General features: G+C 58.8%; 10 protein-coding genes. 5 read left to right on the top strand and 5 right to left on the bottom strand.

Annotated features, from left to right (window positions below; genetic code table 11):
- The first annotated feature begins 136 nt into the window (after positions 1-136).
- From AB4N53_RS26365 to AB4N53_RS26350, 4 genes are read left to right on the top strand one after another with little or no spacing between them, the layout of a single operon-like run.
- Positions 137-1,114, top strand: coding sequence for a Bug family tripartite tricarboxylate transporter substrate binding protein (locus AB4N53_RS26365; protein WP_129998891.1), 978 nt, complete (start codon positions 137-139; stop codon positions 1,112-1,114).
- Positions 1,115-1,169: 55 nt separating this feature from the next.
- Positions 1,170-1,628 (top strand): tripartite tricarboxylate transporter TctB family protein, encoded by a 459-nt coding sequence (locus tag AB4N53_RS26360; RefSeq protein ID WP_415763400.1) that lies wholly within the window; start codon positions 1,170-1,172, stop codon positions 1,626-1,628.
- Position 1,629: 1 nt separating this feature from the next.
- Complete coding sequence (locus tag AB4N53_RS26355; RefSeq protein WP_460124896.1) at positions 1,630-3,144, top strand: tripartite tricarboxylate transporter permease; 1,515 nt, start codon at positions 1,630-1,632, stop codon at positions 3,142-3,144.
- Positions 3,137-4,171, top strand: a complete 1,035-nt coding sequence (locus tag AB4N53_RS26350; RefSeq protein WP_460124893.1) for an AbrB family transcriptional regulator — start codon at positions 3,137-3,139, stop codon at positions 4,169-4,171. The genes AB4N53_RS26355 and AB4N53_RS26350 overlap by 8 nt, the downstream gene beginning before the upstream one ends.
- 119 nt (positions 4,172-4,290) lie before the next feature.
- Here AB4N53_RS26350 and ung read toward each other — a convergent pair whose 3' ends face one another.
- Entirely contained in the window at positions 4,291-4,983 is a 693-nt protein-coding gene (gene ung, locus AB4N53_RS26345) for a uracil-DNA glycosylase (RefSeq protein WP_460124890.1), read from the bottom strand.
- Between the two features lie 132 nt (positions 4,984-5,115).
- Here ung and AB4N53_RS26340 point away from each other — a divergent pair, with 132 nt between their 5' ends.
- Complete coding sequence (locus AB4N53_RS26340) at positions 5,116-6,228, top strand: enoyl-CoA hydratase/isomerase family protein (protein WP_460124887.1); 1,113 nt, start codon at positions 5,116-5,118, stop codon at positions 6,226-6,228.
- A 68-nt stretch (positions 6,229-6,296) separates the two neighbouring features.
- Here the strand turns inward: AB4N53_RS26340 and AB4N53_RS26335 are convergent, their stop codons facing one another.
- The 4 genes from AB4N53_RS26335 to AB4N53_RS26320 form a co-directional block, all read right to left on the bottom strand.
- Positions 6,297-11,828 carry a calcium-binding protein gene (locus AB4N53_RS26335; RefSeq protein WP_460124884.1) on the bottom strand — a complete coding sequence of 1,844 codons (5,532 nt, stop codon included), beginning with the start codon at positions 11,826-11,828 and terminating at the stop codon, positions 6,297-6,299.
- Positions 11,829-11,830: 2 nt separating this feature from the next.
- Complete coding sequence (locus tag AB4N53_RS26330) at positions 11,831-12,685, bottom strand: hypothetical protein (RefSeq protein ID WP_460124881.1); 855 nt, start codon at positions 12,683-12,685, stop codon at positions 11,831-11,833.
- Position 12,686: 1 nt separating this feature from the next.
- The gene (locus AB4N53_RS26325; protein ID WP_460124878.1) at positions 12,687-13,931 is read right to left on the bottom strand and encodes a glycosyltransferase family 4 protein; all 1,245 of its coding nucleotides are present in this window, start codon (positions 13,929-13,931) and stop codon (positions 12,687-12,689) included.
- 195 nt (positions 13,932-14,126) lie between these two features.
- Positions 14,127-14,531 (bottom strand): hypothetical protein, encoded by a 405-nt coding sequence (locus AB4N53_RS26320; protein ID WP_039760873.1) that lies wholly within the window; start codon positions 14,529-14,531, stop codon positions 14,127-14,129.

Raw genomic sequence — 14,531 nt, 5'->3', positions numbered from 1 at the left:
CACCGCAGTCCTGTTTCCCCTCCGTTGTTTCAGTCGGTGCGCTCGCGCCGCGAAAAAACTGCGCCTGCCGCTAAGCTTTCGCGCTGCTCTCTGGTCATTCAGTCCATCCATAACAACAACTCCTCTGGAGACTCAAATGAACGTATCACTGCGTAAAGTTGCTCTCGCCGCTGGCGCGATGCTGTTTGCCGGCCAACTCATGGCCGAGCCGAAACGTCCGGAATGCATCGCCCCGGCCTCCCCCGGCGGCGGTTTCGACCTGACCTGCAAACTGGTGCAGAGCGCACTGGTCAACCAGAAGCTGCTGAGCAAGCCGATGCGCGTGACCTACATGCCCGGCGGTGTCGGCGCGGTGGCGTATAACGCGGTGGTCGCGCAACGTCCGGCGGACGCCGGCACGCTGGTCGCGTGGTCGAGCGGTTCGCTCTTGAACCTGGCCCAGGGCAAGTTCGGGCGCTTCGATGAAACCAACGTGCGCTGGCTCGCGGCGGTTGGCACCAGCTACGGCGCCATCGCAGTGAAAAGCGATTCGCCCTACAAGACTCTCGACGATCTCGTTCAAGCCCTGAAGAAAGATCCAGGCTCGGTAGTCATCGGCTCCGGCGGCACCGTCGGCAGCCAGGACTGGATGCAGACCGCACTGATCGCCAAGGCTGCCGGGATCAACCCGCGCGAGCTGCGTTACGTGGCACTCGAAGGCGGCGGTGAAATCGCCACGGCCCTGCTCGGTGGTCACATTCAGGTCGGCAGTACCGACATCTCCGACTCCATGCCGCACATCCAGAGCGGTGACATGCGCCTTCTCGCAGTGTTCGCCGACAAGCGTCTCGACGAGCCGGAGATGAAGGACATCCCGACCGCTCGCGAGCAAGGCTATGACATCGTCTGGCCGGTGGTGCGTGGCTTCTACCTCGGGCCAAAAGTCAGCGACGAAGACTACGCCTGGTGGAAAGATGCGTTCGACAAACTGCTGGCTTCCGACGAGTTCGCCAAGCTGCGTGATCAGCGTGAGCTGTTCCCGTTCGCCATGACCGGCCCGGAACTGGACACCTACGTGAAGAAGCAGGTCGCCGACTACAAAGTGCTGGCCAAAGAGTTCGGCCTGATCCAGTGATCGTCTCTGTCTAGTGGCTGCGTCTCCTACGCGGGGACGCAGCACAGGAGCTCCCATGCTAATTCAACGCATTTTCGCCTCGGTGTTGCTGCTGGTGTGTGCCGGCCTGGCACTGATGGCGTGGCCGTACCAAGCGGCCTTTTCCTACGAACCGGTCGGCCCGCGCGCCTTCCCGCTGCTGATGCTCGGCCTGATGGGCCTGGCGCTGCTGTACATGGTGTTTCGTCCGGCACCGATCAAACACAGTGAAGACGAGCCGCCGCTGGATCGCGAAACCCTGACCAAGATCGCTATCTGCGTCGCGCTGTTGCTGGTGTTCGCCGGCACCTTCGAACCCCTGGGTTTCATCGTTGCCAGCATTCTTACCGGCGTACCGATGGCCCGTCTCTACGGCGGTCGCTGGCTGCCGAGCGTGGTGATCATCAGCCTGATGGCGGTTGGTCTCTATCTGCTGTTCGATCGCTTGATGGATGTTCCGCTGCCCCTCGGCCTGCTCAGCGTCCTGGAGAACTGATATGGATACCCTTGGCTATTTGGGTCAGGGCTTCGGCGTCGCGCTGAGCCCGTACAACCTGGTGACCGCACTGTGCGGCACCCTCATCGGCACCGTCGTCGGCCTGTTGCCGGGCCTGGGCCCGATCAACGGTGTAGCGCTGCTGATCCCGATCGCGTTCGCACTCGGTCTGCCGCCGGAGTCGGCGCTGATCCTGCTGGCAGCCGTCTATCTCGGCTGCGAATACGGCGGGCGAATCAGCTCGATCCTGCTGAACATTCCAGGCGAAGCTTCCACCGTCATGACCACCCTCGACGGCTACCCGATGGCCCGCAAAGGTATGGCCGGTGTGGCACTGTCGCTGTCGGCGTGGAGTTCGTTCATCGGCGCGTTCATTGCAACTTGCGGCATGGTGCTGTTTGCGCCGTTGCTGGCGAAATGGGCAATTGCGTTCGGACCGGCGGAGTACTTCGTGTTGATGGTGTTCGCGATTGTCTGTCTCGGCGGCATGGCCGGTGATCGACCGCTGAAGACCTTTATTGCCGCGCTGATCGGTCTGCTCCTTTCCACCGTCGGCATCGATGCCAACAGCGGCGTGTACCGTTTCACCGGCGACAACATTCATCTGACCGACGGCATCCAGTTCGTCGTGCTGGTGCTGGGTCTGTTTTCCATCAGTGAAATCCTTCTGCTGCTGGAAAAAACCCACCACGGCCAGGAAGCGGTGAAAGCCACCGGCCGGATGATGTTCAACTTCAAGGAAGCGGCGTCGGTGTTCGTCGTCAACGTCCGCTGCGGCGTGCTCGGGTTCATCATGGGCGTGCTGCCGGGTGCCGGCGCAACGCTCGCCAGTGCCGTGGCCTACATGACCGAGAAGCGTATCGCCGGCACCAGCGGCAAATTCGGTGAAGGCGATCCCCGTGGTCTGGCCGCGCCGGAAACCGCTATCGGCGGCGCGGCGTGCGGGGCACTGGTACCGATGCTGACCCTCGGCGTGCCGGGTTCGGGCACCACCGCAGTGATGATCGGCGCGCTGTCGCTGTACAACATCACCCCGGGCCCGCTGCTGTTCCAACAGCAACCGGACATCGTCTGGGGCCTGATCGCATCGTTGTTCATCGCCAACGTCATGCTGGTGATCCTCAACATCCCAATGATCCGCGTATTCACCCGCATCCTCGCCGTGCCGAACTGGGCGCTGGTGCCGATCATCGCGATCATCACCGGGATTGGCGTTTACGCTGTGCACGCCACCACCTTCGATCTGTTCCTGATGATCGGTATCGGCATCTTCGGTTACATCCTGCGCAAGCTGGATTTCCCGCTGTCGCCGCTGCTGCTGGGCTTCATCCTCGGTGGCCTGATGGAGCAGAACCTGCGCCGCGCCCTGTCGATCTCCAATGGCGCGCTGGAGATTCTCTGGTCGAGTCCGATCACCTTCGGTTGCTGGATCCTCACCGCGATCATGCTGCTGATGCCGCTGATTCGCATCTGGCGCAAACGTTCGGCGGCACGGCGCGTCATCGCCGATGTCTGATCGCTTGTCCCTCAAAGCCTGGTGGGGTACCCCGCTGGTCGGTCTGCTTGGCGGTTTCATCGCCAGCCAGATCGGCTGGCCGCTACCGTGGATGGTCGGCTCGTTGCTGGCGATCATCCTGGTGCGCTGCCTGACGCCGTGGCAACTGGCGGAAATCCCTGGCGGGCGCAAATGCGGCCAGTGGATCGTCGGCATCGGTATCGGCCTGCACTTCACCCCGCTGGTGATGGAACAGGTGCTCAGTCATTTCGGTTTGATCTTCTTCGGTGCATTGGTCACCAGTCTGTCGGCGGTAGTCGGCGTGTGGCTGATGCGCCGCACCGGCGAGGACCGTGCCACGGCATTTTTCTCGAGCATGCCCGGTGGTTCCGGGGAGATGGTCAACCTCGGCGCGCGCAACGGCGCACTGCTCAGCCATGTCGCGGCCGGGCAGAGTCTACGGGTGTTGGTGGTGGTGTTGTGCGTGCCGGCGGCGTTCAAGTATCTGCTCGGTGACGGCACGCCGATTTCTCACGCCGGCAGTGTCGATTGGCGCTGGCTGGCGATTCTGTTTCCGGCGGGCGCCCTGCTCGCCTGGATCTGGCAGCGTTTGCGCCAACCCAATCCATGGTTGTTCGGGCCGTTGCTGGTCAGTGCGGCGGTCAGCATCACTTGGGATCTGCACATCGGTTTGCCCAATGGCGGCAGTCAGATCGGCCAATGGCTGATCGGCAGCGGTCTGGGCTGTCACTTCAATCGGCAGTTCTTCCGCCGCGCGCCGTCGTTCATGGGCCGGACGTTGATCGGCACGGCGCTGACCATGTTGATCGCGTCGCTGGCGGCGCTGGGCTTGAGTGCGCTGACCCATCTGGATCTGCGTTCGCTGACCCTGGGCATGATGCCGGGCGGGATTGCCGAAATGAGTCTGACGGCGGAGACCCTGCAATTGTCGGTGCCGCTGGTGACGGCGATGCAGGTGATGCGGCTGTTGTTTGTGCTGTTTCTGGCAGAGCCGTTGTTCAGGTATTGGAATCGTCATCCCGCCTAAGTCTGCGAGATCGAGTTGCTCTTTTCGCGAGCAGGCTCGCTCCCACAGGGGGTTTGTGGCTTGCACACATTTCCTGTGGGAGCGAGCCTGCTCGCGAAGAAGCCAACCCGGTCGACACATCAAATCGGTGGCAAGCGCCAGTCGATCGGGGTTTCGCCATTCTGTTCGAGAAACTTGTTGGTCCGGCTGAAATGCCCACAGCCCAAAAACCCGCGATAGGCCGACAACGGCGACGGATGCACCGAGGTCAGCACCAGGTGCTTGGTCGCGTCTATCAGTTTCTGCTTACTCTGCGCATGGGCGCCCCAGAGCATGAACACCAGATGCGGCTGCCGTTCGCTGACCACCTCAATGATGCGGTCGGTGAAGTGTTGCCAGCCCTTGTCCTTGTGCGCGTTGGCGTTGGCGCGCTCGACGGTCATGGTGGTGTTGAGCAGCAGCACGCCCTGTTCGGCCCAGCTCTGCAGGTAGCCGTGGTTGGGAATGTCGATATTGAGGTCGCGTTTCAACTCTTTATAGATGTTGACCAGCGACGGCGGCGCCGGCACGCCCGGTTGCACCGAGAAGCACAAACCGTGGGCCTGGCCCGGACCGTGGTACGGGTCCTGGCCGAGGATCACCACTTTCACCTGGTCCAGCGGTGTCGAATTCAGCGCATTGAAAATCATCGGTCCCGGCGGATAGATCTCCTTGCCGGCCGCCCGCTCCTGCTGCAGAAAGCTGCGCAACTCTGCCATGTAAGGCTGGTCGAACTCAGCACGCAGTGCCTCCTTCCAGCTCGGTTCGAGTTTGATACGGTCGTCAGCAGTCATGGTCATTTCCGGCAAAAACAATGGGGCGAACCCTAGGAAAGCCGACCACGCTTGTCAATTGATCTGACGCAGATCCGGCACTTTCCCCCACAGCGATCATACTGATCGCTCAAATTCCTGATCGAGGTCACGATGAATCTGCACTTCGAAGAACTCACCGGCACCGACGGCGCCCGCATCGGCATCGCCAGCCTGGATGCCGAAAAATCGCTGAACGCACTCTCCCTACCGATGATCAATGCGCTCAGCGACAAATTGAACGCCTGGGCCAATGACCCGCAAATCGTCTGCGTACTGCTACGCGGTAACGGCGGCAAAGCCTTCTGCGCCGGTGGCGAGGTGCGCAGCCTGGTCGAAGCCTGCCGCGCTCACCCCGGCGAAGTGCCGCCGCTGGCCGCGCAATTTTTCAGCGCGGAATATCGCCTCGATTACAGCCTGCATACCTATCCGAAACCGCTGATCTGCTGGGGTCACGGTTACGTGCTTGGCGGCGGCATGGGCCTGTTGCAGGGCGCGAGCACGCGGATCGTCACGCCGAGTAGCCGTCTGGCGATGCCGGAAATCACTATTGGACTGTATCCGGACGTCGGCGCCAGTTGGTTTCTCGCCCGATTGCCGGGCAAGCTTGGCTTGTTTCTCGGCCTGACCGGCGCGCACATCAACGGCCGGGATGCGCTGGATCTGGATCTGGCCGACCGTTTCCTGCTCGACGAACAGCAACCGCAATTGATCGAAGGCCTGATGCAATTGAACTGGCAGGAACAGACCGCGATGCAGCTCAACAGCTTGCTCAAGGCCCTGCAGCAGGAGGCTCTTGAACAAATGCCCGAAGCGCAGTGGCTGCCGCGTCGCCAGCAGATCGACGAATTGCTCGACGTCAGCGACGTCACCTGTGCGTGGAAAGCCATCAGCCTGCACCGCGACAGCAGCGATCCGTTGATTGCCCGTGCGGCGAAAACCATGACCGAGGGCTCGCCGCTGACCGCGCATCTGGTCTGGGAACAGATCAGCCGCGCGCGGCACATGTCGCTGGCCGAAGTATTCCAGATGGAATACACCCTGAGCCTCAATTGCTGCCGCCACCCGGAATTCAGCGAAGGCGTGCGCGCGCGTTTGATCGACAAGGATCAGAAGCCGCACTGGCACTGGCCGGATATCAATAACGTGCCGGATGCGGTGGTCGAGGCGCACTTTCATAAAGTCTGGGAGGGGCGGCATCCGTTGGCGGATCTGACCCAGTATTGAGGTGACGCGTGGCCCGCGATGGCAACAGGATTTCCATCGCGGGCCGGCTCAATCGGTCGTCTTGTTACTCAGACATTCAGTTCGTAGAACTCGATTATTTCCATCATCGCCCGCTGCGCTTCATCGTCGCCCTTTATCAAAATATCCTCGACATCCCTCAGTGGCGGAAGCGGGTGCAGACGTTCGGCAATTTGCGTCGCGCTGTAGTCTTGAGTGGTTGTTCCTTCGCTGACTCTTATGAAGCCGATAGCGTTTTTGCCTGCGGCAAAATGCCTGGAAACCCTGATTTTCGGTGCCATGCCGTAATCGACCACGATCACCAGATCATCGCGCTCACGATGAAACTTGAGGTTGTCGATCGTCAGCATGCGCTCGGAAAAATCGATCCCGTCCAGGCCGCCTCCGTTGTTGATGATCACGTCTCTGCCGAGGCCCTCGTATCGGTAGAGATCATTTCCATCGCCGCCCGCCAGCGTGTCATTGCCTGGCCCACCCAGCAGCAGATCATCACCGGGGCCGCCCATGAGCACGTCGTCGCCGTGCATGCCTCGGATCTCCCCCGCGCCGCTTATGGTGTCGTTGCCACGACCGCCTACGATTGGCAGCGCTCGTCCGTCTCGCGAGGAAGTTGAACGGATGGGATGGTTGACGATGACACCCGTACGAAAAGTCTCGGGCGCAGGTCCCAACTGACTCGATTCCAGGAGCTGCTTCAAACTTGCGACCGACCCATCGGCGAACTTTACGAGCTCAATACCTGCGCCCGCAAGTTCACCGTTATGGGGCAAGACGATGCGGACTTTCTGCGTCCCACCCCATTGGATATCGAGCGTCGAATGGAGCATTTTCGCTCTCGGCGGATTGCGGTAAGCCCCGCGATCCGGGTTGGGCTCCAGCTCGACATGGGTGGTCTCTATCAGCGCAGCACCCCAGCTCAATTGCAGTGCATCGCGCCGCGCGCCTGCTGGAAGGACGACCGTGTCCTGATCAATCAATCCGTACTCATCTTTCCAACCCGCTACGCCAATTTCTGCTCGGTGGAAAACAGGATTCAGCACGTCCGCAATCGTGGTGGTTGCTCCGGCATGCGCTTGCACGATGTAGGTGTCGGCGCCGTCTTCGCCGTAGAGCCAGTCATCACCCGAGCCGCTGAGCAGATAGTCGGCGCCCTCGGAGCCCAGCAAGGTATCGTCACCCGCACCTGCGGATAAAAACGCGCCCGGCGTTCTGTCACCGACAGTACCGTAGTCAAGTGGGGAGCCTGCATAAGCGACGATCAGATCGTCTCCCGCGCCGCCGTGGAAAACGTTTTCCACTTCAACGTTGACTCGCCCGCCGGCATCATTGCCATGGACGATTTTGCGTTTGATCGTTTCAGTTGTGACATCCCAGCGAAACGCCTTGGGCACTGTTGCGCCCGAACTGAAGCTTGCCGCCGGATAGACGTACCAGCCTTCAAGCGCGCCGGATTCCTTTCGGTCTTCAACCAATACATCGCTCGTATTGAATGAAAACCCGTTGGCCGAGCCGGATCGATAATAGCGAGGCGCCAAGCCTGAGGAGGCTATCGCTCCCTGGGCTTTCACCTGTTTGTGTTCGACACGGGTTGTGGTGTTCGACTGCCTTTCACTGAACACGGCTTGCCCTGCATCCGCCTTCATCCATGGCGGCGTTTCAGACAGTGATCCTGGTTGGACGGTGTCTTCGATCAGTTCAGTGAGAGTGTCGTAACCAGTGTCGCTGGTAGTGATATGACTGCGAACCCAGACGCCTTGCTCATTCAAGGTAAAACCTGTGGCGTGTCTGCGGGCGGAGCGCTTTGACTTGATTTGCGCGAGGAATTCATCGGTCCAGTAAACCGCTTGAACAGATGCCACTGGGCGCTGCGCCGTTGTGGTTACATCGTCTGGTTGGACCTGAACCTCACCTTTGTTTTCCTGGGTTACTGTGGCAATTACAACTTCCGCTACGGATGACTCAGACATCTCTATCGGTGGCAGTGTTTTGCGCAGGACATCTGCGTAATCAAGTATTACGCCGTCGCTGAAACTGAATGTGGAGTCCTTCCACTTCTCGTGATTCTTTATGAGTATCGCGTCGCCCGTGCCATTGGCCAGTCGCAACACCGTGCCGACGGTAACTTCGATGACGTCGGCCTTCAGGCTTTGCGCGGAAAACCCTGCACCGAACCTGATGATGTTGCGGCCGCCGGCATCGGTGACGATATCCAGGCCGTCGCCAGCGCCGAAATAGTAGATGTCGGCGCCATCCATGCCATCCAGCACGTCAGCACCGGGACCGCCATCAAACACGTTGTCACCGGAATCGCCGCGCAGGTAGTCCGTTCCCTCTCCACCCAGCAATGTGTCGTTGCCGACGCCACCGAGCAACGTGTCGTTACCTGAGCCACCGTCCAGATAATCGGCATTCTGCTCGGCCTCAGCGCTGTTTTCGTAATCGCCGGCCAATATGTCGTCACCCGCGCCGCCGTACAGGGTGTCGGCACCGAAGCCACCCTGTAGCGTATCGTTTCCTTCACCGCCCTGTAGCACGTCATTGTTGCTTCCGCCCGGTTGCAGGTCAGATACGTCGCCATCCAGGAAATCAGCGCCTGCACCCCCCAACAGCGTATCCGCGCCACCCATGCCTCGCAGGGTGTCATCCCCCGCACCGCCATCAAGGAAGTCGTTACCGTGATAGCGAACCGGATGCTCAGAGCTATCGCCAATCAGATCGTCATGGCCTTCGCCGCCGAAGAGCAAGTCATCGCCACCGCCGCCCCAGAGCGTGTCATCGCCGAGGCCACCGTCCAGCAGATCATCGCCAAAAAAATGCGCGGCATCGCCTTCGACGCCGTCCAGTACGCCGTCATCACCCTGCAAAATGTCGTTGCCAGGGCCGCCATACAAAGCGTCGCTGCCACCGTTACCGGCGAGTGAATCATCACCACTGCCGCCGTCCAGCACATCGTTGCCATGGTGTCTGCTGGGCAGGCCACCGCCCCAATCGAGGTTGTCGCCAAGTATCACGTCGTCGCCGCTGCCACCGGCCAGGGTGTCGTTACCTTGATCGCCTTTGAGAAAATCGTCGTCAGCGCCGCCGTCAAGCAGGTCCTCACCCCAGCCGCCGTTGATAATGTCCTTGCCGCCCTGCCCGTACAGCACGTCACTACCGCCCTCGGGCGCACTGTTTATCGAGGCCTTTGAATAGACCGCTCGGTGACTGGTCACACCGCGAGCAATCGTGACGGCAGCGCGCTTGACCGACCAACCTTGTTCCAGCGCACCGGTGGTTTCGTCTCCTGACAAGACATCGTCACCAGCACCGCCGATCAAGGTATCCCGGTCATTGCCACCGAGCAGAACGTCTCGCGATGCCGTACCGATAAGCAAATCGTCACCTTGTCCGCCGTCGAGCCAGTCTCCGCGATTTGCCTTGCCTTTGGCGTCACCGTCGGCCATGGCCTTTTCGATTGTCGTCTGCTTGTCGCCGAATAACCGATCGTCTCCAGCCTTGCCGAACAATCGATCAGAACCGCCCATGCCAAGAATGACGTCGTCTGCGGCGGAACCGTAAAGTACGTCGGCCTTGTTGCGCTGTTTGACCTTGGGCAGCAGCACCACATTGCCCAGCTCATCAAAGGAGGGCTGATCACCGGGGACAGTGGGATCGGCGTCTTTGGCTTTCCAGTCGCCCTGGAGGGTCAGATCAGCGACGGTGACCGGTTGCCCTTCGTATTCAGGGAGACGGATGCCAAGCATCCCGGGCTGGAAGTTTTTGATCACCACCAGATCGCCCTGGCCGTATTTGATGTTGAGGGTGTTTTCAACAAGCGCCAGGGTGATGGACTGATCCTCGGTAGACCAGATATTACTCAGAGGCGCGCGGCGTTTGAGTTGGGGAATCGGCGCGCCGTTGATCCGCAGTTGCCCATCGGCGTTGGCATCAAGAATCTCGTCGAGGCCATCGCCGCTGGCGAACTGATAACGGTCGTTGCCTTCGCCCCCGCTCAAGGAATCGTTACCCTTTCCTCCGATCAGAACATCATCACCGGCCATTCCGTACAGCGCATCATTGCCGTCGCCTCCGGTAAGCGAGTCATTGCCGCGACCACCTTCAATGACATCGTGACCGGCCATCCCATCGATGGAGTCTTTGCCCTCGCCGCCATACAGATGATCGGCATTTGCGCCACCGGCGAAAGATCGCCCGCCGTCGTCACCGAACATGGCCAGCGGGTTCAGCACTCCGGTGGTCATCGGCGCCTGTTTGCCTGATGCGAGGTCGGAGTAGGAATACTTCTGCAGCGAATGCTCTGCGAACGAGCCCTGGGTTCGGGCAATCAACCGCGCCAGCATCTGCGCACGATCCGCCAGCCACTGTGCGCTGATAAAGCCTTCACCAGTGTGCGGATCGTAAAGCTCGAGGTTGCGGTCGGGATATCCATCGGCTCGTTCTATGACGACTTCACTGAGTTGCTGCAAAGAGTTGCGCAACGCCAGACCGAGCGGCGTCGCCTCGCCTGCCAGTTTTGCCCATGCATTGGCATTGCCGAACTCGCCTATTGTCCGGGTGACGATGCTTTGTGACTGCTCTGGGGAGAATGCCGAGAAGAATGCGTAAGCGTTGCTGACGAAGGTTTCGTTAGTGGTGGGTGTGGCAGCAGAATCGCCAGCGTAAGTACGCGTGAACATGTCGAGAAATTCGTTCTGGCCGTAGCGCAAGATCAGCTCGACCACGGCGGCAACGGGCGTGCCTTTGACTACATGCTGAATCAGCGGATTCACACTGCCACTGGCCAGCGCGATGTTGATTTGCTCGGGTACGACCGAGAGCAGACTATGCAGTGGATTGATGCCGAAATTGCTGATCGCCGCTCGCAGGCCGACGCTGTAGGCATCGATGGCGAAGAGAATGTTTTTATAGTCGTCGAGCCGGTTGGCTTTTGCCTGAGTCGGTGGGCCGTCATCTTCCGCATCCGGGTCGCCCGCAGAGATCAATCTCCACGTTTCATAGGGAGGTTTACCGCCCAGCAGGCTGAATCCGACTGTTCCAGACCAACCGGCATTGCGTTTCACGGCGGTATCGTCTTCCCCGCAAACCTCCTTGAACAGTGCCTCGCCAATCGCGCTGGCGTCGATTTCAGCGATCTGGCTGATTGACGGAACCGTCCACGGCGCCAATTGACCGGCAAGAGATCCGTTGATCAGGGTATTGATGAAATGGACGGCAACCAGGTTGGATGAAAGCTGCATCAGGTCTTCGCTGAAGATCCTGTTCAATCTGAGTTCACCTTGCCGCGAGGTGTAACCACGAATCAGGGCCGAGTAGGCACCGTTTCCACCGTTGGCATCAATGGCCACGGCAAGCCAGAGTCTGGCGTTTTTTAGTACTCCTCCAGCCTCTTTATCGGCAGCTGCAACGTCAGAAACTTTTTCACCAATAATGTCGAATAGCTTTTGGTACAGGGGGGCGCAGCTTGCCCCTGCTAATTCCAATGCAATGTACTCCACACCCTCAGAATTTAACGTCATTCCTTTGCAACTATTGGCCGCATTGAAAATTTCCGATTTTTCCATATCGCTGAAAACATAACTCATTGTTACTTCCTTGTAATAACAGAGCGTGAAAGATAATCACTGAGATACTTGAGCATCTCAGGTGCTTCGCGTAATGACGACAGACCAAGACCTACACTACCGTGCCCTCCAGCGAAGTCGAAGTTATCCAGATTGACCATGCAGAAGAAATTCAGCTTGCCGAAATCCAGATTCTCCAATTCAGCCCTACCAAAACTTGCCAGCTTTTTGTCAGTCAGTTGCTCTTCGGAAGCCGGGCGAATCAAGCCGTCACACTTGATCAGCCGAGGGGTTCCGTCTCGCCGCGGCCAACCTGCAATGACAAAATTTCGTACGGATGACACATTTTTGAAGTGCGGTGGCGGAGCGTTAAGCCAAACTTCCAGCCCCGGATAATTCTTTAGTTTCACAATCAACTCATCCGGCCAGTTGACGTGCCGATAACCCCGCTCATGAGGTTCGGTGGTTTCTTTCCTGGTAAAAAGTCCGGCGTTCAATTTATAGAGCCGCCAACTTTTGGGGATCGACTCTGTGCGCTGATTCTGGTACCGGTGCAGTCCCGTCCCGGTCCACCAGAAAAGCCCCTTCAGAGCAATCGCCAGACACGCTTTCTTGTTCACCATCTCAGGCATGCCAACGTAAAACTCAGGAACCAACGTCTTATCTACATAGGCGCCGCCTAATATCGGCACTTGCTGCATGCTCGCCAACTTGTTCTGACAGGCTTTCTCGTTTGCCTGGTGAATAGCCGCCGACTCGGCCGATTGCTCTTTGCGAATATAAAATTCCGCTACGCAATAACAGGCATAAAAGAACAATCCATACTTCAATAACCTTTTAAACCACTTGATCGCCTGCTTACGCGACTTCCTGGACATTTCAAACCTCCCGCTCAAACTGCGGAACGGTTGGTATGTCGCTATGCCCGGATATCGCGCTTGCAAAAACCTCAAAATATTGGCTCACGCCCGATTCCACACTGAACTGACATGCCGTCAACTTCGCGGCGCTGGCAAGGCCACCGTACTCACCTGCCGACTTCAAAACCTTGCATACACTTCTGGCAATTCCTTGATGGTCGAAGAAATCCACCAATATGCCATTAGCCCCGTCGACAATGACTTCCCTTACCGGAGCCGTATCCGACGCAACAACCACACAACCGGACGCCATCGCCTCCAGTAACGACCACGACAAGACAAACGGATACGTCAAATAGACATGAACTTTCGAACACTGCAGAACCGCTCGATAAGTCTGGTAGGGAAGTTTCCCTGAGAAATGCACGCTGGAGTGATCGAAACTGACCTCCGCCTCCATCCTGCTGCGCCAATCTGGATACCCGACCGGCTTACTTCCATAACTGACACCATCACCGCCAACCACGATGATCTGCGCATCGGGGCACTCAGCCTGAATAAGCGGGATCGCTCGCATGAAACTGTGAAAGCCGCGATAAGGCTCAAGGTTCCTGGCGACATAGGTAACGATCGGCTGTCCGGCTTTGAACTCGATTCCATTGGGCAATCTGACTGCCTCGACTTCCGCCAGGTCAGCACTTTGAATCACACCTTCGTGAATGACCCGAATCGCCGACCGGTAAGCGCCCGGAAACAGGCTGCGCTGCCACTGCGTAGGCGCGATTGCGATATCACATTGTTGAAGATTCAACAGATGCAGCGAGTTGAGCACTCGCAGCCGTGACGACTCCCTCGTGGCTCGGCGGAATTCAGGGTCGAACCCGCAGTCGGCGCCCTGCGCTCGATAGTAATACTCGCAATAGTGAATCAGCGGCGTATCCGGATAGACGTCCTTGACGAACAGCGTTTCTCCCCATCCGGGATGAGCCAGAATTACGTCCGGCCGATAACCCGATCGGCTCAGCCTGCTCAGAATTTCAAAAACCTTCTGCCCGTCAATGACCGCTTGTTCGTAGCGGATCAGATAGGGGTGAATATTGCCGGGCGCTCGGCTGGTCGCTCGATATCGATGGGTGTTCACCCCGACGACACCCGGCGCCGTGTCCCGGCCTATCGCGACAACTTCATCACCGCGATCCAGCGCCGCCAGCACCACATGACGGAACTGACCGGGAAAATTTTGATGAATAACCAGAAGCTTCATAGCGCTCAACGTCCATTTTTCGCCGCTATGAAGCTGAGAATTTCTCGCCTCGTTCGGCATCCACGAACGCTAACAAATGCGACGAAATGAAACTGTAGGACGCTTCCGGGAATGTCTTAGGAGATGGCAAACGTAACCACTTTTGGCCGGGCAAAAAAAGCGGCGCTTGATGCGCCGCTTGTTCGTTGCAGTGATTTACCAGCGATTGCCACGGCCGTTGTAGTCACGGCGACCGCTATGGCGGTCATAGTTGCCGCGACCCCGGTGGTCGTTGTCCCAGCCGCCGCGACGGTGGCCGTCCCAGCGTCCGCGATCATTGCCGTGCCAGCGACGGCTTTCATAGTAACGCGGGGCCGGTTGATAGTGCCGGGGCGCCTGGTAATAACGCGGTTGCTGGTAGTAACGCGGCGCTGGCTGGTAGTAGCGCGGCTGGGTGTAATAGGTGCCGCCGCTGCGGTAATAGGAGCCGCCACCGCTGTAATAGGCCGGTGCGGGTGATGTGTAGACCTCTGACCTGTAGTAGCTGTCTCCATAGGAATAAGGAACGCATCCGCCAAGGGAAAAAAGCATCACGGCAAGCAGTACGATTCGGCGATACAT

This window comes from Pseudomonas sp. H3_E04 (assembly GCF_054668915.1).
Note: the sequence above shows the minus strand (reverse complement) of the source record. Positions and strands in the feature narration are given on the sequence as shown.